The sequence below is a fragment of the Leucobacter fengyongliangi genome (genome assembly GCF_052386045.1).
In genome coordinates, this window is the sequence record NZ_CM126356.1 from 2315862 (window position 1) to 2337444 (window position 21583).

At 66.1% G+C, this 21583-nt stretch carries 19 protein-coding genes and 2 tRNA genes; 3 read left to right on the forward strand and 18 right to left on the reverse strand.

Features of this window, described 5'->3' with window-relative positions; all coding sequences use genetic code 11:
- Positions 1–53: 53 nt before the first annotated feature.
- From rplA to ACTNFK_RS11030, 5 genes are all read right to left on the reverse strand, one after another.
- Complete coding sequence (gene rplA / locus ACTNFK_RS11010; protein WP_435937514.1) at positions 54–743, reverse strand: 50S ribosomal protein L1; 690 nt, start codon at positions 741–743, stop codon at positions 54–56.
- 12 nt (positions 744–755) lie between these two features.
- Complete coding sequence (gene rplK, locus ACTNFK_RS11015) at positions 756–1184, reverse strand: 50S ribosomal protein L11 (protein ID WP_433647661.1); 429 nt, start codon at positions 1182–1184, stop codon at positions 756–758.
- A 166-nt stretch (positions 1185–1350) separates the two neighbouring features.
- On the reverse strand, positions 1351–2172 hold the full coding sequence (gene nusG / locus ACTNFK_RS11020; RefSeq protein WP_433647660.1) for a transcription termination/antitermination protein NusG: 822 nt from the start codon (positions 2170–2172) through the stop codon (positions 1351–1353).
- Positions 2173–2259: 87 nt separating this feature from the next.
- Positions 2260–2532 (reverse strand): preprotein translocase subunit SecE, encoded by a 273-nt coding sequence (gene secE / locus ACTNFK_RS11025; RefSeq protein WP_433647659.1) that lies wholly within the window; start codon positions 2530–2532, stop codon positions 2260–2262.
- Positions 2533–2590: 58 nt separating this feature from the next.
- Positions 2591–2663 (reverse strand) — tRNA-Trp (locus ACTNFK_RS11030).
- Between the two features lie 305 nt (positions 2664–2968).
- Between ACTNFK_RS11030 and ACTNFK_RS11035 the strand changes: the two genes are divergently transcribed.
- Positions 2969–4534: a hypothetical protein gene (locus ACTNFK_RS11035; RefSeq protein ID WP_435937515.1), complete on the forward strand. Its 1566-nt coding sequence runs from the start codon at positions 2969–2971 to the stop codon at positions 4532–4534.
- Here ACTNFK_RS11035 and ACTNFK_RS11040 read toward each other — a convergent pair.
- Complete coding sequence (locus tag ACTNFK_RS11040) at positions 4531–5475, reverse strand: 1,4-dihydroxy-2-naphthoyl-CoA synthase (protein WP_435937516.1); 945 nt, start codon at positions 5473–5475, stop codon at positions 4531–4533. The genes ACTNFK_RS11035 and ACTNFK_RS11040 overlap by 4 nt on opposite strands.
- Before the next feature lie 158 nt (positions 5476–5633).
- On the opposite strand from ACTNFK_RS11040, the gene ACTNFK_RS11045 reads away from it, so the two are divergent.
- Positions 5634–6716, forward strand: a complete 1083-nt coding sequence (locus ACTNFK_RS11045; protein ID WP_435937517.1) for an o-succinylbenzoate synthase — start codon at positions 5634–5636, stop codon at positions 6714–6716.
- On the opposite strand, the gene ACTNFK_RS11050 is transcribed toward ACTNFK_RS11045, so the two are convergent.
- From ACTNFK_RS11050 to ACTNFK_RS11080, 7 genes are all read right to left on the reverse strand, one after another.
- On the reverse strand, positions 6665–7831 hold the full coding sequence (locus tag ACTNFK_RS11050; protein ID WP_435937518.1) for a peptidase C39 family protein: 1167 nt from the start codon (positions 7829–7831) through the stop codon (positions 6665–6667). The genes ACTNFK_RS11045 and ACTNFK_RS11050 overlap by 52 nt on opposite strands.
- Entirely contained in the window at positions 7828–9531 is a 1704-nt protein-coding gene (locus tag ACTNFK_RS11055) for an ABC transporter ATP-binding protein (protein ID WP_435937519.1), read from the reverse strand. The genes ACTNFK_RS11050 and ACTNFK_RS11055 overlap by 4 nt, the downstream gene beginning before the upstream one ends.
- On the reverse strand, positions 9528–10379 hold the full coding sequence (locus ACTNFK_RS11060; RefSeq protein WP_433647653.1) for an ABC transporter permease: 852 nt from the start codon (positions 10377–10379) through the stop codon (positions 9528–9530). The genes ACTNFK_RS11055 and ACTNFK_RS11060 overlap by 4 nt, the downstream gene beginning before the upstream one ends.
- Before the next feature lie 89 nt (positions 10380–10468).
- Positions 10469–11458, reverse strand: a complete 990-nt coding sequence (locus ACTNFK_RS11065) for an ABC transporter permease (protein WP_435937520.1) — start codon at positions 11456–11458, stop codon at positions 10469–10471.
- A gap of 27 nt (positions 11459–11485) precedes the next feature.
- Entirely contained in the window at positions 11486–13120 is a 1635-nt protein-coding gene (locus ACTNFK_RS11070) for an ABC transporter substrate-binding protein (protein ID WP_435937521.1), read from the reverse strand.
- 452 nt (positions 13121–13572) lie between these two features.
- Positions 13573–15312: an AMP-binding protein gene (locus ACTNFK_RS11075; protein ID WP_435937522.1), complete on the reverse strand. Its 1740-nt coding sequence runs from the start codon at positions 15310–15312 to the stop codon at positions 13573–13575.
- Positions 15313–15493: 181 nt separating this feature from the next.
- Positions 15494–16066 carry an adenine phosphoribosyltransferase gene (locus tag ACTNFK_RS11080; RefSeq protein ID WP_435937537.1) on the reverse strand — a complete coding sequence of 191 codons (573 nt, stop codon included), beginning with the start codon at positions 16064–16066 and terminating at the stop codon, positions 15494–15496.
- A 208-nt stretch (positions 16067–16274) separates the two neighbouring features.
- On the opposite strand from ACTNFK_RS11080, the gene ACTNFK_RS11085 reads away from it, so the two are divergent.
- A tRNA-Arg gene (locus ACTNFK_RS11085) sits at positions 16275–16348 on the forward strand.
- A gap of 84 nt (positions 16349–16432) precedes the next feature.
- On the opposite strand, the gene ACTNFK_RS11090 is transcribed toward ACTNFK_RS11085, so the two are convergent.
- From ACTNFK_RS11090 to ACTNFK_RS11110, 5 genes are all read right to left on the reverse strand, one after another.
- Entirely contained in the window at positions 16433–16774 is a 342-nt protein-coding gene (locus ACTNFK_RS11090) for an antibiotic biosynthesis monooxygenase family protein (RefSeq protein WP_435937523.1), read from the reverse strand.
- A 227-nt stretch (positions 16775–17001) separates the two neighbouring features.
- The gene (locus ACTNFK_RS11095) at positions 17002–17790 is read right to left on the reverse strand and encodes a class I SAM-dependent methyltransferase (RefSeq protein ID WP_435937524.1); all 789 of its coding nucleotides are present in this window, start codon (positions 17788–17790) and stop codon (positions 17002–17004) included.
- A 203-nt stretch (positions 17791–17993) separates the two neighbouring features.
- Entirely contained in the window at positions 17994–18896 is a 903-nt protein-coding gene (locus ACTNFK_RS11100) for a glycine betaine ABC transporter substrate-binding protein (protein ID WP_435937525.1), read from the reverse strand.
- A gap of 100 nt (positions 18897–18996) precedes the next feature.
- Complete coding sequence (locus tag ACTNFK_RS11105) at positions 18997–19953, reverse strand: ABC transporter permease (RefSeq protein WP_435937526.1); 957 nt, start codon at positions 19951–19953, stop codon at positions 18997–18999.
- Positions 19950–21350 (reverse strand): quaternary amine ABC transporter ATP-binding protein, encoded by a 1401-nt coding sequence (locus ACTNFK_RS11110; protein ID WP_435937538.1) that lies wholly within the window; start codon positions 21348–21350, stop codon positions 19950–19952. Before ACTNFK_RS11110 ends, ACTNFK_RS11105 begins: the two co-directional genes overlap by 4 nt.
- Positions 21351–21583 lie beyond the last annotated feature (233 nt).

The following is a 21583-nucleotide window of genomic DNA, read 5'->3' on the forward strand; positions in this document are numbered from 1 at the left end:
GCATACAGCACAAAACCCCCGGCCCGAGGGCCAGGGGTTTGTGTGAGCGCGAATTAGAACGCGCTGGTGTCGAGCGGAATGCCAGGGCCGAACGTGGTCGACACGGCACCCTTCTGCACGTACTTGCCCTTTGCCGAGGTCGGCTTCAAGCGCACGATCTCGTCGAGCACAGCGGTGATGTTGTCGTGCAGCTGATCTGCAGAGAACGATGCCTTGCCCACGATGAAGTGCACGTTGGAGTGCTTGTCAACGCGGAACTCGATCTTGCCGCCCTTGATGTCGGTGACTGCCTTGGCAGCATCAACGGTCACGGTGCCGGTCTTCGGGTTCGGCATGAGGCCACGCGGGCCCAGCACCTTACCCAGACGGCCAACCTTGCCCATGAGCTCGGGGGTCGAGACGGCCGAGTCGAAGTCGGTGTAGCCAGCGGCCACCTTCTCGATCAGCTCGTCGCCGCCCACCTCGTCAGCGCCGGCAGCGATTGCGGCCTCGGCCGCAGCGCCCGTCGCGAACACGATGACGCGGGCGGTCTTGCCCGTGCCGTGGGGCAGGCTGACGGTGCCACGCACCATCTGGTCTGCCTTGCGGGGATCCACGCCGAGCTTAACGGCGACCTCAACGGTCGAGTCAGTCTTCGCAGACCCGGTCTCCTTCGCCAGGGCAACAGCCTCAGCGGGAGTGTAGAACTTGCCTTCCTCGAGCTTGGCGAGGGCGGCGCGATATGCCTTTGACTTCTGTGCCATGTTCGTAGCCCCTTACTCGACCGTGATGCCCATGGAGCGAGCGGTGCCCGCAATGATCTTTGCTGCCGCGTCGATGTCGTTCGCGTTCAGATCGGCCTGCTTCTGCTCGGCGATCTGACGAACCTGCTCGGCGGTAACCTTGGCAACCTTCACGGTGTGCGGGGTGCCCGAGCCCTTCTGCACGCCAGCAGCCTTCTTCAGGAGCTCGGCGGCGGGGGGAGTCTTGAGCACGAAGGTGAACGAACGATCCTCGTAGACGGTGATCTCTACGGGAACGACGTTGCCTCGCTGGGATTCCGTCGCAGCGTTGTACGCTTTGCAGAATTCCATGATGTTGACGCCGTGCTGACCCAGCGCAGGACCCACGGGGGGTGCGGGGTTCGCGGCGCCGGCCGAGATCTGAAGCTTAATCAGACCTGTGACCTTCTTTGCCTTAGCCATGTTGTTTCCTCTCTCGAAACCGGACTCTCACCGGCTTCTCCCGCTTCCCGAGTCGGTCTCGGGGCGGTAACCGCGGGCTGGCTGCCCCCGGAAATCTTCAGTTGTGAGCGTAAATCTTACGGTGGCGGATCCGCGCGCGGCCCCGATCCACTGTCAAGCTGTGACGCTAGACCATCTTGGTGACCTGGTCGAAGCTGAGCTCGACCGGGGTCTCACGCTCGAAGAGCGACACGAGCACCGTGAGCTTGCCCGCAGCGGCGTTGATCTCGCTGATCGTGCCCGGCAGGCCCTCAAACGAGCCCGACTTGATCGTGATGGTCTCGCCCACCTCGAAGTCGATCTCGACGTTGCCAGCGGCTGCGGCGGTAGCTGCGGCCTTGCCCTTGGCGGTCGTTGCCGGCTCGAGCTCGACGGTGCTCTTGAGCATTTCGAACGCCTCGTTGAAGCGCAGCGGCACGGGGTTGTGAGCGTTGCCCACAAAGCCGGTGACGCCGGGCGTGTGACGCACAACCGACCAGGAGTTTTCGTTCAGATCCATACGCACCAGCACATAGCCCGGGATCCGCACGCGGGTCACCATCTTGCGCTGACCGTTCTTGACCTCCATGACCTCTTCCATGGGGACCTGAATCTCATAGATGTCGTCGACAGCGCCCATCGTCTCGCGACGGTTCCACAGGTTCGACTTCACCTTGCGCTCGTACCCAGCGTAGCTGTGCACGACGTACCATTTGCCCGGCTTTGCGCGCAGCTCGCGCTTGAACGTGGCGTAGGGGTCTTCGTCGACCTCATCCGCGTCAATTGACTCGAGCTCACCGTCTGCAGCTGAGTCCGCGAGGGCATCCGCGGCGGCAGCAGCCTCGTCGGCACTGTCGATATCGAGGGCATCCTCAACGATCGCGTCTGCCTCGGGATCTGCCTGGTTCGCCAGCGCATCGAGTGCCGCGTCGAGGTCGGCCTCGGGTGTGTTGCTGTTCTCGCTCGTCATCTGACTTTCTTGCTTTCGATAGTGGATCGCGGACGATGCCGCGACACCGATGTTTGGGGCCGTGTGCCTGGAGTACGGCTACAACTTCTACAGCGGCGTGCCAAAGATGAATACGGTGACCCAGCCGAAGGCCTGATCAAGCACCCAGACGAGCGCCATCATCACGACGACGAAGCCCAGCACCACGAGGGTGTAGTTGAGCAGCTCTTTGCGGGTTGGGGTGACGACCTTCTTCAGCTCGAAGATGACCTGCTGAACGAACAGCACGATCCGGCCGATCCAGGACTTCTTTGCAGCCCGGTCAGCCTTCGCGCGCTCGACGACACCGCCACCGGTCTCGTCGATCTCGTTGGTGCTCACTGGCTACCGTCCTTTCATCTGCCCCACCCCTCGGTTCTCACCGAGTTGTGGGGTGCAGCAGGGCGGACAGGACTCGAACCTGCAACCTGCGGTTTTGGAGACCGCTGCTCTACCAATTGAGCCACCGCCCTATGGGCGACCTCTGCGCCTGAACTCTCTGCACCCGATTCGCTCTGAGAGCACTGCGGCCTCAAAGCACTACGGGCATAGGAAATTCTGGCAGAAGTCAACTACCTCGAACGAGTTTACGTGATCCACCGCCGCTTGTCGAACCGAGGTGTGTCGCGAGACGTGCACCGAAGCTGCATTACAAAGTACGTAATTGGCACCGATGTGCCCATGCGCGCCCAAATTTAGGCTCCGAACAGGTCTACCCAACAGTGTGTAGCCTGCGGGTTTCTCGTGTGCTACACCGACTCACGATCGGAGCACGCAGATGAGTACAGCGAGACGGCGTAACCGCAGCGATGCGGGGCGTCGTACCTTTGGCGGCCGAACATTGGTCGCCCTTTTCGCAACGGCGGCATTGATCTTTGGCCCGGGGGCGATGAGTGCGTTCGCCGACGATTCGGTTCCGGTGGATCCCGCCGCGACCACCGAGGTGGCGCTTGCCGCACCGGCGGCCGATCCTGTGCTGGAACCACCGGCACCCGAACCACCGGCACCTCCAGCACCCGAGGCTCCAGCAGAGCTCCCCGCAGCACCCGAAGTGCCCGCAGCGCCAGAGCCTCCGGCCGCGCCGGAGGCTCCAGCCGACGGTGTAGACGATGCCGCACTTCCGGACGGAGAACCTTCTGAGACGGCTGAGCCCGCAGACGAAGCTGATCCACCCGCTGCCGCCGCTGCCATGGTTGCCCCCAGTGGCGATGAGGAGGAGGAATTCGAGGATATTGATATCTGTCATGCAACCGGGGCAGTCAATCACTGGGTGATGGTGCCCGCGTCGGCTTCTGGCGATGTCAACGGACACGCGGGGTCGGACCATCAGGATGGCCGCGACATCATTCCCCCGTTTGAGTACAGCCACGACGGCACGATCGTCGAATTCCCTGGTCAAAATTGGGACGCAGAGGGTCAAGCGATCTACTACAACGACTGCGAGATGCTGCCGCCTCCCCCGCCACCGAACCCTGTGGTGATGGTGACGGTGGACCAGTGCGTTGACCCGGAAGGGGAGGTGCCGAGCACCGTGGGTATCTCAATCTCAAGCCTGGTTGAGGGTTTTGATTACGTGCTTGAGGTGACCGGACCCGGCGGGTTCGAAAGCGAAACGCCACTCACCCCGGTCGGCGGTGGGGCGTTCGTCAATCAGCTAATTAACGGGCCGGGCGATTATCTCGCAACGGTTACCGGGTATCCGTGGATGGATCTGAAGTCAGCAGTGGCTTCCGTGATCCCCGTTCCCCCGACGGTATCGGGGTCGCAGGAGTTCACGGTAGATGAGTGCCCGCCTCCCCCTCCGCCGAACCCGGTGGTCGATGTGACGGTCGTGCAGTGCCTCGTTCACGATGGAGACGTGCCGAGCACCGTCACCGTCACGATCACCAACCTGGTCGAAGGGCTGGAGTACGCGCTGGTGGTCACCGGACCCGACGGCTTCATGAGCGAAACCCCAGTGGTTCCCGTCGATGGCTCAGCCGTCATCGAACAGCCGGTGCCCGGGCCTGGTGATTACGTCGCCACCGTCACGGGAACCTGGTGGACGATGGAGTATCCCGTTGATATGGCACGAGTCATGTCCGAAGAAGGGGAGTGGGAGGAGCACACGGTAACTGGGATGCAGGCATTCACTGTGAACGACTGCCCACCGCCACCGCCGCCACCAGCTTCGGTGACACCGCCGCTTCCCATCACGAGTTCACCACCGCCCATCAAGGCGCTTGCGGTCACGGGTGCTGCGACTGACGGATCTGATGTCGGAACCGCCCTGTTCCTGCTGCTGGGTGCGGGTGCTGCGCTCCTCGCAACCGGCGCACGCCGGGGAGTGAGGTCGCGCCTCTAGTAGTAATACGGATACGGCGACCAGTCGGGGGCGCGCTTCTCAAGAAATGAGTCGCGGCCCTCGACTGCTTCGTCTGTGCCGTAGGCCAGACGAGTGGTCTCCCCCGCGAAGAGCTGCTGACCGACGAGCCCGTCATCGACCGCGTTGAACGCATACTTGAGCATGCGGATCGCGGTTGGCGACTTCCCGAGAATCTCACGGGCCCACTCGATGCCTGTTGCCTCCAGCTCGGCGTGCGGCACGACGGCGTTGATCGCCCCCATTTCGTGGGCGCGCTCGGCCGAATACTCGCGGGCGAGGAAGAACACCTCGCGGGCATTCTTCTGCCCGATCTGGCGGGCAAAGTAGGCACTGCCATAGCCCGCATCGAACGACCCCACATCAGCGTCGGTCTGCTTGAAGCGGCCGTGCTCGCGGCTCGCGATCGAGAGGTCGCACACCACGTTCAGCGAGTGCCCCCCGCCGGCCGCCCACCCGGGAACTAGTGCAATCACCACTTTCGGCATGAAGCGGATCAGCCGTTGCACCTCGAGGATGTGCAGGCGCCCAGCCCGCGCACGATCCAACCCCGCGGCGGTCTCTGCCGCATCGCCCGCGGCATCTTCGGCCGCATACTTGTACCCGTCGCGGCCGCGGATCCGCTGATCTCCACCCGAACAAAACGCCCAGCCGCCGTCTTTCGGGCTCGGCCCGTTGCCCGTGAGCAGCACAACGCCAACGCGCGGGTTCATGCGCACCCGATCGAGCGCGTCAAACAGCTCATCGACGGTGTGCGGACGAAACGCGTTGCGTACCTCAGGCCGGTTGAACGCGACCCGAGAGATGCGGCCGTCGCGACTCAGGTGGGCCGTGATGTCGGTATAGCGCTCGGCGCCGGGGGCGACCTCCCACTCGCTGGGGTCGAAGATTTCGGAGACCTGTTCGGGCGCCTGTTCACTCATGCCCCCAGCCTACTTCGCACTTCCCTTCCTCATCTCCCGTGCGCTCTCCCTCCATCCAGAAGGCGCAATTCCACCACCGGGCTCAAGGTCGTGGTGGAATTGCGCCTCCTGGAGACGCTGGGCGGGCGAGCGAGTGGGAAGATGAGCGGGTGGATCATATGCCTCCCCTGCTCCCCCCGCTCGATGAGATCCTCGCCGCGTCGCGCGTGGTCGCGATCCCCACGCGCACCCGGTTCCGCGGAATCAGCGTGCGCGAGGCCGTCGTCTTCGCCGCACCCCACGGCGCGAGCGAGTTCTCACCCTTTGCCGAATACGACGATGCCGAGGCCGCGCCGTGGCTCGCTGCCGCACTCGAGTTCGGGTGGGCCGAGCCCCCCGCCACGCATCGCGAGTGGATCGCGGTCAACGCGACCGTTCCCGCCGTCTCGCCGGGCGAGGTGCCCGGCGTGCTCGCGCGGTTTCCGGGGTGTCGCACCGCGAAGGTGAAGGTCGCCGAGCGCGGCCAGTCGCTGGCCGACGACGTGGCCCGCGTGCGTGCCGTGCGGCAGGAAATGGGCAGCGACGCCCTCGTGCGCATCGACGCGAACGCTGGCTGGTCGCTCGATGAGGCCGAGAAGGCGCTCACCGCGCTCGCCCCGTTTGATCTCGACTACGCCGAACAACCGTGCGCCAGCGTGGCCGACCTCGCCGAACTTCGCAGGCGTTTGGGGGCGACCCCCGCGTCCAGCAGCACCGAGGTGAACGGAGCGGGTCTGGCAACGCCGAAGCCCGGCGCGATCCGCATCGCGGCAGACGAGAGTGTGCGCAAGGCAGCGGATCCACTCGCCGTCGCCCGCGCCGGCGCCGCCGACCTGCTCGTCGTCAAGGCGCAGCCACTCGGCGGAGTGACGCGGGCGCTCGAGATCGTGCGCGAGGCGGGGCTTCCGGTGGTGGTCTCGAGCGCACTCGACACGTCGGTGGGCATCGCGATGGGGCTGCACCTCGCCGCAGCGCTCCCCGACGGGCAACTCGCCGGGGCATGCGGGCTCGGAACCGTGGCGCTCCTGGCCGGAGACGTGACCCGTGACCCGCTCGTGCCGGTGGACGGCGGCATCGCAGTGCGCCGCCCGGCGCTCGACCCCGATCTGCTGGCCCGCTTCGCGGCATCGCCGGAACGCGTTGCCTGGTGGCGGGAGCGGATCGCCCGCTGCTACGCGCTGCTCGCCGCCCCGACGCGCGGCACCACCACCACGCCGCGGTAAGCCTCAGGCTCGCCCCACCGCGTCATCTCGTCGACCGTCGCAAACGGCACCGGCAGGTGGTGCGTGTCGACCCAGGTCTCGCCGTGGTCCTTCTCGATCCACGGGTCGTCGACGATCACGCAGCCATCGATCACATCGTGCGCGAGCACCCAGTGCGGAGTGGGGTCGTTGATCATCAGGGTGAGGTCGATGAGGAGGAAGACGAAATTGCCCGCCTGAATCGCGGCGGCGATGTCGTCGATGCTGATCCACTCGCGCACCACCTCGATGCCGAGCGCGCCGGCCTGGTGACCCGACTCTGCCTGCAGGTCGGCCCGCAGCTGGCGCTCATCGCCGTCGTACCACTCGAGCAGCACGGGGCTCGGCGCACTCAGGTAGACGCGGGGCAGCGCGAACGGCACCTTGCGCTCGGCCGCGGCTCGCGCGGTGGCGACAGCGAGCCCGACCGGCTCGATTGCGGGCATGTTCGTCGCGTTGCGCCAGAGCTCGATCTCGATGGTGCGGTTGTGCGCGTGATCCGCCGGCTGCAGCAGGTGCGCGCCGTCGGTCTCGAGCGCCATGAGCGCGGTGACCGCGCCGCAGGTCACGTCGGTGGTTTGGCCGTAGTAGCCAATGGTGTGTCTGGGACCCCGTTCTTCCCATCGCGTGAAGCCGCGCACGCCGCCCAGCGTCGATTCGACCGAGTGCACGGGCAGTGGATCGGGCACGAAGCCCCGGGCGGCCAGCGCCGCGAGCGCCTCGGGCCACAGGGGGGCCACCACCGGGCGCTCTTCGAACTTCAGCACGATCGCGCCGCTCGGCTGCGCCGCGATGATCGCGTCAAGCACCGCGGCGAACGCCTCGTCATCGAACAGACGCGCGTCGGCGGCGGCACTGTCTGTGCCGGGCACCGGGGCGCACCACAGGTCGACGATCTTGCGGTACGCGGTGCCGCGGCGCGAGGTCACGAGCGCGGCCGCCGCGAGGTCACCGTTCGCATGCCGCGCGCGGAAGACTTCGGGTGAGAACAGCGCGCGGTCGGCCGACCACAGCGCGGTGCGCGCCGGTCCGAGTCGGTGCGCCCCTTCTGGCCCGAGGTGGGTAAACGGCTCTGCGGTCACGGTGAGTTCGGTCACGGGAGACTCCCTGCTGGATCGTGATTCTGACGGGCGATGCTGTCATCGCGCGCTGCGGCAACGAGAAGCTGGGTATAGGGGTGCTGCGGACGCGTGAGTACGTCGGCGGTGGTGCCGCGCTCGACAGCCTCTCCGCGTCGCAGCACAAGCACGCGGCCTGCGACCCTCGCCACCACCCCGAGGTCGTGCGTAATGAAGAGCACCGCCAGCTGCAGCTCGTCTCGCAGGCGCACGATGAGATCGAGGATCTGCGCCTGCACCGACACGTCGAGCGCTGACACCGACTCATCGCAGATCAGCACGCGGGGCCGAGGGGCAAGGGCGCGAGCGATCGCGACGCGCTGCCGCTGCCCGCCCGACAGCTGCGAGGGCCTGCGGCCGGCAAACTCGGGGCCGAGATCCACCATTTGGAGCAGCTCACTGAGTTCTTCGGCAGGGCGACCCGCAACGCGTAGCGCCTCGCGCAGCGTCTGTTCGACCGTGAACACCGGGTTCAGCGTCGAGTACGGGTCTTGGAAGACGATCTGCATCTGGTCAGGGGTGCGTCCGCGCCGCCCCGCCGGCAGCGTTTCGCCGGCCAGGCGCACGCTGCCGGCGTCGGGCGCATCGAGGCCAGCGAGGCAGCGGGCGAGCGTTGACTTGCCCGATCCTGACTCGCCGACGACCGCGACCACCTCGCCCGCGCGCACATCGATGTCGACCCCGGCGAGCGCCTGGGTGGTGCCGTAACGCTTCGCGATGCCCGCCGCGACGAGGAGCGGTTCGCGGTCGAATGAATCGTCGGTGGAGGCAATAGGGACTGCGCCGGCCGCGACGATCTCCTCGGTTGAGGCGTTCGGGCCGTCCTGGCCGGTCGACGCGACAGTGGATCCCATCACATCGTTGATGCTCGGGTTCGCGTCCAGGAGCTTGCGGGTGTACTCGTGCTCTGGGCGCACGAGCACGTGGTCGGCGCGCCCGCGTTCGACCACCTCACCGTGCCGCATGACGAGCACCTCGTCTGCCCGGCCGCTCACGAGCCCGAGGTCGTGGCTGACGAGAATCAGGCTCATGTCGTGCGCGCGCTGCAGCGAGAGCAGGAGGTCGAGCACCTCACCCTGGTTGCTCGCGTCAAGCGCGGTGGTCGGTTCGTCGGCGATCAGCACGCGCGGCCGTGCTGCGAGCGCCGCGGCAATCGCCACCCGCTGCCGCATGCCGCCAGAAAGCGCGCTCGGGTAGGCACGCGCGACCTCGGCCGGGAGGTTGACCTCGGCCAGCCGCTGCAACACCTCGGCCTGCACCGCCCCGCGCACCGCCCGATCCCGCCGCACGGCGGCCGCGCGATCGGCACCACGCTCGAAGGCGATCCGCGCCCGAATCGTGAGCGCGATCTGGTCGCCACACCGGTGCACCGGGCTCAGGCTGGTGAACGGGTCTTGCATGAGGAGCACGATGCGGCGACCGCGCACTCTGCGCCAGGCACTCGGGTCTGCGGGAAGCTCGAGGGCATCACCGTCCACCGAAAACCGACCCGTGGCCGTCACGCCAGACGGCAGTAACCCGGTGAGTGCCCGTGCGGTCATCGTCTTGCCCGACCCCGACTCCCCGATCACCGCGAGGGTGCGGCCCGGCGGCACCACGAAGTCGACGGGGTGCACGATTGCCCCGGAAGGCCCGGTCACCGCGAGCTTCTCGACCACAAGGCCCCGTACCCCGCTCATCGGATGCCCTTCCGCTCGAGCCGCTCGCCAAACCAGTCGCCGACGACGTTGATTGCCATCGACACGAGCACGATGAGCACCGCGGGTGCGATCAGCGCGGCCGGGTTGTCGGCCATGAGGCCACGGCCGTCGGCGATTTGGCGCCCCCAGTCGGCCGTGCCCGGTGCGACGCCGAGGCCCAGGAACGACAGCGACGAGAGGGTGACGAGCGCAAACGACGTATTGAGCAGCACGTTGGTCACGATGAGCGGCCACACGTTCGGCACCACGTGCACGAACATGATGCGCCAGCGGGACAGAGACAACATCTGCGCGGCCTCGACGTAGGGACGCGGCGCCTGCTCGAGCACACCCGCGCGCACGATACGAATGTCGGAGGGGCTGAAGAGCAATACCAGGAGGGCCACCGTCATCCAGTAGCCGGCGTCGAAGATGCCCGCCACGACGATCGCGAGCAGCATCACCGGCAGCGCGAGCAGCACGTCACTGAAGCGGCTAATAATCATGTCGAGCCACCCGCGATGGTAACCCGCGAGCGTGCCGAGCACGATGCCGATCGTCATCGAGCCGAGGGCGATCACGAGGGGGCCGACGACCGCCGACGCGGTTCCGGCGACCAGCAGCGCGAACACGTCACGCCCGAGCTCATCGGTGCCGAGGAGGTGCCCCGCGGTGAACGGGGGCAGCAGCGAATCGAGGATGCTCTGCTTCGTGGCATCGGCAAACACCACCGGGCCGAGCACCGCGGCGAGCGCCACGAGCCCGAGCAGCACAAACGATGCCACCACGCTCCACGCGGGTTTCGGGCCGCGCGGCAGCAATCGCAGCTGCGTGGTCCGGGGGCCCACCGTCGCGCTCGGTCCGCTGTGAGGCGACCCCTGAGGTGGCCCTGACAGTGATCCGAGCGGTGCCCCGCTTGGCCCCCCTGGCTGGCCGCTCATCGGGCGAACTCCCGGGTGCGCACTCGCGGATCGAGCGCGAGATAACTCAAATCAACGACGATCGCGATCACCGCGATCACCGCAGCAACCACGAGCGTGAGCGCCTGCACCACGGGAATGTCTTTGAACAGCACCGAATCCTGCAGTAGCGATCCGAGGCCGGGCAGGGCGAAGATGGTCTCGACGATGATCGTGCCCCCCACGAGGAAGGTGAGCACGAGACCCGCACCGGTCACGATTGGGATCGCCGCGGCGCGCAGCGCGATCCACCGCACATCGCGCTCAGCAATACCGCGCGCCCGTGCGAAGGCGACCGCGTCGCTGCTCAGTTCGCGGATCATTGCCGCCCGGGTCATGCGCATGAGGATCGCGCCGAGCCCTGCAGCGAGAATCACCGCCGGAAGCACCAGGTGGTAGAGCGTGTCAAGCGGGCCACTCCCGCCGCCGTAGATGGGAAAGATCGGCAAGAAGAACGCGAAGAGATACAGCAAGAGCAGCGCGAGCGCGAAGGTGGGTGCGCTCAGACCGATGAGCGTGACCGAGCTGCTCACGCGGTCGATAGTGGATCCCGCTCGCGCCGCGCTCGCGATGCCGAGCGGGATGGCGACGAGCGCGGCGATGACGAACGCCAGCAGGCAGAGCGCGACGGTCAGCCCGACGCGCGCCCCGATCACCGTGGTCACCGGCTGTTGCATGCGCACTGAGGTGCCGAAGTCACCCTGCAGCGCGTTGCCCAGCCAGGTGAAGTACTGCACGAGAAACGGGTCGTCGAGGCGGTACTGCTCGCGGATCGCTGCCACGGCCTCGGGCGAGGTCGGCCGGTTGCCGAGCAGGTTCTTCACCAGGTCGCCCGGAGCCAGATACATGAGGCCAAACGTCAAGAGCGAGATGACCAGCAGAATGAACACCACCCCGACCACACGCACGGCGATCATGCGCGCGAGCGCGCGCGACGCCTGACGGGCGGGGGTCGGGGTGGTCGTCAAAATAGCTGCTCCGTGTGGGACTTAGCGTTACTCGGTAACCTCGGCGGCGAAGAGCTTTGCGCCCCACGGCCCAACGAACGAGTAGGCGCTGTAGTCAGCGAGCCCGACGCGGTTGGTGAACGAGGTGAGCGCCTGACCCCACCACAGTGGGGCATTCACCACCTCGGTTGCGCTGAGTTCTTCGAGCTGCAGGATGAGATCGATGCGCTCCTCGGGGTCTGCCGCCGCATTCGACTCGCTCAGCAGTGCCGCGGCCTCGTCGCTGACGAACCCGTTGGGGTTATCTGGCCCGATGAGGTACGCGGGAACCTCGGCCGGATCGCCCGTCGTGGAGAAGTACCACATGTAGCTCAGGCCGTGCTCGCCGTCGCCGATCGTGGCGAGCCAGGTCTCGATGGGCACCTCCTTCACCGCAACCTCGATGCCGATCTCCCCGAGGCTCTCGCCGATCGCCTGCGCGGCAGTGCCGAGCTGCGGGCCGGTGTTGGGGAAGGTGAGCTCGAGCTCGAAGCCCTCAGGCACGCTCGACTCCTCGAGCGCGGCACGTGCCTCATCAAGGTTGAACTCGTGCTGAGTCACTCCCGCGAGCAGCTTGCGTGCCTCGTCTGCGCCGACCACCGATTCGATGGACTCGGGGGTCATGATCGTCGTCGCAACCTCGCCGTTGCCTCGGAGCAGGCGGTCGACGATGGTCTGGCGATCCACCGCGAGCGCGATCGCCTCGCGCACCTTCGCATCGTCAAACGGGGCGACGTTCTGGTCGAAGAGCAGGCCGACGTAGGAGAGGTCGTTCACGTTTTCAACCCGCACGCCGTCGATCTCGCGCCACTGATCGGCCTGACCGATGGGCACGTTGAACGCGATGTCGATGTCGCCCTTCTGCGCGGCGAGGAGGCGGGTGTTCTCGTCGGGAATGAACTCGATGTTGATCTGCTTCACTGCGGGGGTGCCACCCCACCAGTTGTCGTTGCGCACCAGGGTGACGTGGGAGTCGGGCTGGAACTCGGTGACCTCGTATGGTCCGCTGCCCGGGAGCAGTGACTCGCTCGTGCCCACGGCGCCGCCAACGGCTTCCCAGTGCGCCTTGGGTGTGACGAACGCCGACCCGGCCGTGCTCAGGTTCTTCAGGAATGCCTGATCGGGCTCGGCCGTGGTGACCGTGACCTCGTTCTCGCCGGTGGCCTCGACGCTGGCCATGTTGTAGAGGTACCAGGAGAGGCTAGGCGAGGCAACCTCGTCTTGTGCCTGCTGCAGGCTGAACACCACGTCTTCGGGGGTGACGGGCGCGCCGTCGTGGAACGTCGCGTCATCGCGCAGCTGGAACACGTAGGTGTTCTCGTCTGGGGTTTCCCATGACTCGGCGAGGGACGGTACCACCGCGCCGGTCTCATCAATGCCGACGAGCCCTTCTTGCACGGTCGAGGCGACGTAGTAGTTCAGGATGCCGCCCTCGACCCCCGTGTAGAGATTCGCGAGCGAGCCCGGCAGGGCGACGGTGATCTCGTCGAGCTCCGCACCGGTGTCGACGAGATTGACGGGCTCGGTGGCTGCGGGCGCACCGCCACCGCAGGCTGCAAGGGAAAGCGCCAGCAGCGCGGCACCTGCGGTCGCAATGGCGCCGCGCACACCGGCGCGCGAACGAAGGGGGGATCGCATCGACATGAGGTCTCCTCGGGTCTGAATGTCAGTGTGCAACGGCGCACTCTGGGAGTCACGCTAGCGCATTTGGGCCACCTGCGGCATCGATCGTGTCGTCGTGTAACGCAAACGAAATCTTCGGGCGAAAACCCTTCAGGTTTCGAAATCGGAGGCATTCAGAGACATGAGCAACGGAATGCGCGGGCCGGGCAGACTGGGTGCCGGGCGCGAAGCTCCGTCACCTTCGCATAGGGCGCAAGTGGGTGCTTGCCGCCTCTGCAAACAGCCACTTGCGCCCTACCCGGGCTGGAGGAGAATGGTGTCGCGCGGGATCCCAGGCGCCGAACCCAGGGCGCGCCCCGCCCCTCACCGCAGAGGAGCACACCATGACCAGAACGTCGGCCCCGGGGTAGACCCGGCAACCTCGACCCCTCGCAACCACGCTCAACACGCAAAGACGGGAGCGGATCGGCGCGTTACGCCTTGAGCCCCGGGAAGTCTTCCTCGCGCCACTCGGTGGCGATCCGCTCGCCCGCAGCGTACGCGGCAACCTCGCGCTGACGCAACTCAACGCGGCGGATCTTGCCCGACGCGGTCTTCGGCAGCGTAAAGAACTCGACCCGGCGCACCCGCATGTACGGCGGCAGCACCTCGCGCGCGTGCGCCAGGATCGCGCGCGCGGTCTCTGGCGATTCGGCGACCCCGGCGGCGAGCGCCACGTACGCCTTGGTCACGTTGAGCCGTGTGTCGTCAGGGGCTCCCACCACGGCGGCTTCGACCACAAACGAGTGCTCGAGGAGGGCGCTCTCCACCTCGAACGGCGACACCTTGAAGTCGCTCGATTTGAAGATGTCGTCGGTGCGGCCCACGAACGTGAGCACGCCGCCCTCGCCGCGCTGCGCCACGTCTCCGGTGTGAAAAAGCCCGTCGCGCATGGCCTTCGCGGTCGCCCCGTCGTTGCCGAAATAGCCGGGCATCAAGTTGATGGGGCGCGGATCGAGGCGCAGACAGATTTCACCCTCGTCGGTCTCGGCGCCCGTCAGCGGGTCGATGAGCACCGCGTTCACGCCCGGCAGCGGGCGCCCCATCGCCCCCGGCACCACGCTCTCGCCGGGCATCGTCGCGATCAGCGCCGTGGTCTCGGTCTGGCCGTACCCGTCGCGGATCTCGAGACCCCACCAGTCGCGAATGCGCGCGATCACCTCGGGGTTGAGCGGCTCCCCCGCCGAGATCACTTCGCGCAGCGCCGCGGGCTTGTGCTCGAGGTGGTGCTGGATGAGCATGCGCCACACGGTTGGCGGGGCGCAGAACGTGTTCACTCGCGCACGGTCGAGTTCGGAGACGAAGTGATCCGCATCGAAACGCGAATAGTTCGCGACGAAAATGGTGGCCCCCACGTTCCACGGGGCGAAGAAGCTCGACCAGGCGTGCTTGCCCCAGCCCGGTGCGCTCACGACGGAGTGCGTGTCGCCGGGGCGCACGCCGATCCACGCGAGGGTCGTCAGGTGCCCGACCGGGTAGCTGGTGTGTGAGTGCACCACGATTTTGGGCAGGCTGGTTGTGCCCGAGGTGAAGTAGATGAGCGCGGGGTCGTCGCTCCTCGTGGCGCGAGCGATTGGCGCGAGCGAGGCCGCGCTCGATTCCTCGAAGCGCGCCCAGTCATACAGCGCCGCCCGTTGGTCGGGGGTCGCCGCGTCAAAACCTACCCCGACACCGCGGTAGTCACCGGGAACCCCTGCGAACTTCACCGCGTCTTCGGCCGCAGCGAACACCCAGCGCACCTGCCCGCGCGCCACGCGGTCTTCGAGTTCGTGGGCACCCAGCACGACCGAGGTGGGCAAAATCACCACTCCGATCTTCAGTGCGGCGAGCATGATCTCCCAGAGCTCAAGGCGGTTGCCCAGCATCAGCATGGCGACATCGCCGGGCCGTGCGCCCTGCGCGCGCATCCAATTGGCAACCTGATCACTGCGTCGGCTGAGTTCGGCGAATGTGCGCTTCACTTCGGTGCCGTCTGCGTCGGCGATCCACAGAGCGACCGTGTCGTTGCCCTCGGCGATAACGTCGAACACATCGTGTGCCCAGTTGAACGCGTCGCCCACTTCGGGCCATTGGAACTCGGCACGTGCACGGGCCGAGTCGCCGGAGCAGGCGAGGAGCTGGTCGCGCGCGGCGAAGAAGGCCCGGGATCCGTCAGTCTGTTCGCTGGGAGTCATTCACCCATTCTCGCGCATGGGCTCTGTTCACCCGGAAGGGCACCCGGGCATGGGTTCTGTCTCGACGGATGGACACTCGCGCAGGGTTCACCACAACGGAACCCTGCGTCGCTGACCACCCGGTGCACGCAGTGCCACCGTCCGCGTGCGGATGCGAGTGCAGCGGGGCAGAATGCGCGGCTCAGCTGTGAAAGACGGTGTACAAGTGTGGATCGCCGACCGTCTCGCGCCCACCGAGCCCCGCGATCTCAAACAGCACCGCGGTGCCCGCCACCTCGTAGCCAAGCTGCTGCAGCATGTCGAGCGCGGCGGCCAGGGTGCCGCCCGTCGCAAGCACGTCGTCGATCACGAGCACGCGGGTTCCCGGGGCGAGATCCGCGTGCATCTCGATCGTGGCGGTGCCGTACTCGAGCGCGTAGTCGATCGAGGCTGCGGGGCGGGGCAGCTTGCCAGCCTTGCGGATCGGCACGACGCCGGTGCCCGCGGCGATCGCGGCGGCGCTGGCGAGAATGAACCCGCGCGCCTCGATTCCCGCGATTACGTCGAACGTGCCCGCAAACGGCTCGAGCAGGGCATCGACGGTCACACGCAGGGCCTCGCCATCGGCGAGCAACGGCGTGATGTCGCGGAACAGGATCCCGGCTGCCGGGTAGTCGGGTATCTCGCGGATCAGCCCGGCCGCCCGCTCGAGGGAGCTGGTCGCGGGGGCAGCGGGGGCGGGCGATGTCGCGGGAACTGCGGTGGTGGAGTTGATCACCTCGAAAGGGTACCTGAGCGGGCTGCGGGCCTTCCGAGCGAGGACGCACTCGGCTGCCCGGCAGGAGGTCGAGGTCCGAGTGCGGTGATGTTTAGTGGATCGACGGCAGCATGGTGTCATGCAACCCTGGCAGGCCCGCTACCTGGGCTCGATTTCCATTTCCCTCTGAAATCGGGTAATGTCTCTGTGGTTGGGAAACCAACATGCGCCCTTAGCTCAGCTGGATAGAGCGTCTGACTACGGATCAGAAGGCCAGGGGTTCGAATCCCTTAGGGCGCACCGAGAGAAAGCCCGATCAGAGATAAAATCTGGTCGGGTTTTTCGTTTCACGAAGGACTTCACTATCCGCGGCGAAGCTGGGGATCAGTCCCGAATCGGGACATGTTCGAGTCCGAGATTCGCGCTACCGTAGACCGCCTGCACTTCGGAGATAATCACCCGATACTCGCCAAGCCATTCGCCGTAACGCTGCTTCGCGACGCCGTGGGTGTCCATCCCAATGAGTTCGCGGAGCGCCTCCATGCTCGACCAGTAGTAGACCTCAGAGTGCAACCCGGTTTCTTCGTTATGCCAGGCTTCCTCGCCCAAGAAACCAGGGATCTTCCGCGCGCGTGCTGCAATCTCGCTGTCAATCCGATGGAAGTCGTTGTTCAACTCCTTCGTTTCAAATATGAAGGTGGAACTGTACTTAGGTTTTGGCGTCAATACAGTTTCCTCACAATTTGGGCCGGTTCGAGATGCCCAGAATACCGAGCACCAAGCAGAACCAACAGTGAGGCGGTTCTCACAGGCTGGTGCGGTTTCTGCCTCACACTGACTTCCCGGCCGTATCCACACGACTCCGGTCGGGCATTTCACCTCAGCTGAAGTCAAATACCCGACTTGAGTCGCGAGGTTTAGGTCCGCGGTCAGGGGTGCCCAGCCTCCCGCGCCTACTGCGGCACCGCGGCTGCGCGCCGCCTCACCAGCACGATCCCGTCCGTCAACACAACATGGGCGCCATCGGGGGCGACCGCCTCACGGTCGCGCGTCTGCGCGATCACCGTGTCCCACTCCTCCGGGTCCAGATCGAGTGCCGCGAGTTCGTCTTGGGGCAGCGGAAACCTGGGGACTTCGTGAGTCTCCGAGTCGCGATCCTCTGAGCTGTGATCCGCCGAGCCATGACCACCTGACCCGTGATCATGCAGGTCACTGGCCCAGGGCGGCGGGGCGGCGTGCGCGGTGATGAGAAGATGACCGCCAGGAGCCACGTGTGCGGCCGCACGTCGCAGGATTTGCTCCCGCGGAAGCTCGACCGGTGAGTGCAGGAAGCTGGCAGTGACCAGATCAAAGCGCTCGTCGGCCGCGAGCTCGGCAAGATCTGCAACCCGGAAGTTCGCTTGCGTCTCGGTGAGCCCTGCGTCGCGGGCCGCGGCCCGGGCACGCTGAATCGCGGTTTCCGAGATGTCAATTCCGGTCGCACGCCACCCGCGCTTCGCGAGCCACACCACATCCCCGCCCTCGCCGCAGCCGAGATCGAGCGCGCGGCCCGGGTCAAATTCGTCCACCGTCTCAACCAGCACCTGGTTCACACGACCCGACCACATCTGCTCAGCACTTCCGTAGCGAGCTTCCCAATACTCTGCAGGGGCAACTTCCTTTGGAGCATTAGATTTGTCAGTGCCTTGAACACCTTCCGCGTCCGCCTGGGATTCATTGACGCGTGTTTCTTGTTCAGTCATGAGGTCAGCCAACTCCTCCTGCGCAGATAACGCAACCGGCAAGTAAGGCACCATCCACCCTCGCGCGCAGAGGCTGTCGGCGAGGAAGCTCAGATCCGATCCTCACCTTCCCGCAGCAAATCGGGCTTCAACCGGCAAATTTCCTAAGAAACTGCCGGTTGAAGCCCGAACTGCCGACTCAAGAGCCGGGCAACGAGGGACCGCTACGCGGTCAGCGAGTCCACGTAGTCGCGGTTCTCTTCGATCCACTCGGCCACAACCGGGCCGTAGTCGTCACCGTCGTACTCGTTGAACATGGCGTTCTCAAGCGAGTACAGCAGTTCAGAACTCATCTTGAACGACTTCAACCATTCGGCGACCTCGGGGAAGTTACCCTCGAAGCTCTTGCCACCGATCGAGTGGATCCCCTCGGCATCACCGAGCGCTCCCTCAGGATCGGCGAGATCTTTGATGGGGAACGCGTCGTAGGCCCAGTGCGGACGCCACAGCGTAACGACCACGTTGTCACCGGCGTCAGTCGCGGCCTGCAACTCGGCGAGCATCGCGGGTGTCGACGAGATGGTGAAGTCCATGCCCTCGAGCCCGTAAGCCGGAATCACGGCTTCCTCGGTGATACGAGTGAGGCCAGCCCCAGCTTCGATCCCGACGATGGTGTTGCCGAACAAATCGGCGTTCTCGGCGAGCTCGGCGAGCGAATCAATCGGCGCGTCCTCGTTCACAGCGATGGTGAGCGCGGCCTCTTCGTTCCACGCACCCAGGTCGACCAGGTCGTCACCGTACTGCTCCATGTAATCGGAGTGGGTGATCGGCAACCAGGTGTCGAGCGTCACGTCGTAGTCGTCGGTAGTGAGGCCGAGGTACACGGCCGCAGGGTCGGCGTACTCGAGCTCGACGTCGTAGCCGTTCTCTTCGAGCACGGCCTTCCAGAGCTCGCTCGCGGCGATTCCCTCGTCCCAGCCGTTGAACACGGCAAGCGTGATTTCCTGGTTTTCTCCCGCATCAGCGGATCCGCCGTCGTTTGCCGGGGTTCCCGCCGAGCAGCCTGCCAGCGTGAGGGCAGCTGCGGCGCCGAGCGCGAGTGCGCCCATAACATTACGCTTCTTCATGGTGTTCCTTTCCTCCCGCGCAGCGCGCGGTTGTTGGGGATGTGCGCCCGGGCATGGCCCGGGACCGGACGGCTCGGAGCCGCCCGAGCTTGAGTGACCGCTAGGCGTGAGCCGCGGCGGAGGGGGTCGCCGGTTTGGCCGGTGTTGGAGTGCCGGTTGCCACAGGGCCGCGGGCCGCGGCGGCGGATCCGCCAGCCTGCTTCGCGGGCGACACCTGCTTCGCGCGTGGCGTGCGTTTCCTACCGAATGAACCGGTGATGCGATCGAGGATCATCGCGATGATCACCACCGAAAGCCCTGCCTCGAAGCCGAGGGAAATGTTGATGCGCTGCAGGCTCTGCACGACGGCCCCGCCGAGTCCACCGGCACCGACCATGCCCGCGATGACGACCATCGAGAGCGACAGCATGATGACCTGGTTGACACCCGCCATGATGCTCGGCATGGCAAGCGGCAGCTGGATCTGGCGCAGGATGCGACCGGGCTTCGCCCCGAATGCGTGACCCGCCTCGACGACCTCGCGATCCACACCCCGAATACCGAGCTCGGTGAGCCGCACGCCCGGGGCGAGCGCAAACACGATCGTCGCGACGATGCCGGGCACCACGCCCACGCGGAACAGCACGATCGCGGGAATCAGGTAGACGAACGCGGGCATCGTCTGCATGAAGTCGAGCACCGGGCGAATGATGCGCGAAGCCGTGTCGTTTCGTGCGGCGAGGATGCCCAGCGGGATCGCAATGAGGAGCGCCACGAAGGCGGCGACGACGGTCAGCGCAAGCGAATCCATCGCGTTGTCCCACTGGTTCACGCCGACGATCACGAGCATGCCGATCGCGGTGCCGAGGGCAAGCTTCCAGCCCTTCGCAATCCAGGCGATGACCGCGATCACGAGCACAATGGCCCAGAACGGGGGCTGCGTCAGCACAAACTGCAGGCCCTCGAACATGCCGAGGAAGATGCTCCTCAGCACGTCGAAGAACCCGGCAAGGTTGGTGGTCAGCCAGTCGACAACGGCGGATGCGCCGTCGCCGAGGGGCAGGCGGAAGTCGTTCATGCGCGGTCCTCCTGGGTCTTGGGCAGCAGCGGGTTGGGGCGACTCGGCGTATCGACTGCGGCGGCAGTACCGCGTGTGCCATCTGGCCCAGCGGAACTGGCGGTCCCGGCCAGACCGGCCGGATCGGCGGGACCAGCGGCGGTGTCGGCAAGCGTCTCGGTGATCTCGGCCGCAGGGATCGTTGGCGTGGGCTCGATGATGGGGATCTCGGTCGTCATCGGAGGCATATTCGCGAGCGAGGCGAGCAGCGTTACTCGTGGCACCACACCGATCAGCCGGTCGCTCTGGTCGACTACGGCGACCGGCAGCGGGCTTTCCACGGCGAGCTCAAAGAGGTCGACGAGCAGCTGGTCGGCGGTCACGACCGAGGACGTCTTGCGAAGCACCGCGGTAAGGTCGACACCCCCCTCCCGCACCTGGCGCAGCACGTCCTTATCGCGCACCACTCCGAGCAGCGAACGGCCTCCGGTCGTGACGAAGCAGGCGGAGGTCTGTACATCGCGCATGATGCGCAGTGCCGCGCGGGGGCCGGCAGTGGCTGGCACGACCGCGCGCGGCGGCTCCATTACATCGCCCGCGGTGAGCACCCGGGCCCGATCCACGTCCTGCACAAACTGCGCGACGTAATCGTTCGCCGGGTCAGTCAAGATGTCGTTCGGGGTACCGAGCTGCACGATTTGCCCGTCGCGCATGACCGCGATGCGGTCGCCGAGAAACATCGCCTCATTCAGGTCGTGGGTGATGAACACGATGGTCTTCCCGAGTTCCTGCTGCAGCTCGACGAGCAGTTCCTGCATCTCCCGCCTGATGAGTGGATCGAGCGCCGAGAACGCCTCGTCCATGAGCAAGATGTCGGTGCCAGCGGCGAAGGCTCGGGCGAGCCCGACGCGCTGCTGCATGCCTCCAGAAAGTTGGCTGGGCAGGCTGTCCTCCCAGCCCGTGAGGCCGACGCGGGCGATCCACTCCTGCGCGGTCTCTATGCGGGAAGCCTTTGAGACGCCCTGGATCTCAAGACCGTAGGCGACGTTGTCGATCACGCTGCGGTGCGGCAGCAGGGCGAAGTGCTGAAACACCATCGCCATACGATCCCGGCGCAGGGCGCGGATCTTCTCCCCCGTGAGGCCGACAACCTCGGTGCCAAACACACGGATCGAGCCGTCGGTGGTGTCGTTCAAACCGTTCAGCATGCGGATGAGCGTCGATTTGCCCGATCCACTGAGGCCCATCACCACGAAGATTTCCCCCGGCCGCACGTCGAAACTTGCGTCGATGACGGCTGCGGTTCCGAGGCCCCGCACCTCTTCGCGAGTGGATCCCGCCTGCAGTCGGCGCACCGCCTCTTTGGAGCGCTTACCGAATACCTTGAAGACGCGCCTGACCTCGATTGCGGGCGACACGTTCTCGGCGAGTTGCGCAGTCGGTTTGGTCTGTGGGTAAGTGCTGGGGAATGCCACAATTTCTCCTTGCGGGCACGCCAAACGTGCCCATCGCTTCTCTGGCCGACGCATGACCAAGTGAAGCCAGCGCCGCCGGTGCGGAAAAAGAGGTGAGGGTGAGCGGCCCTGGGCCGCTCACCGAACATCACACCTCCGTGTGGCGGCTGTCGGCGCCGCTCTCACCGTTCAGCCCT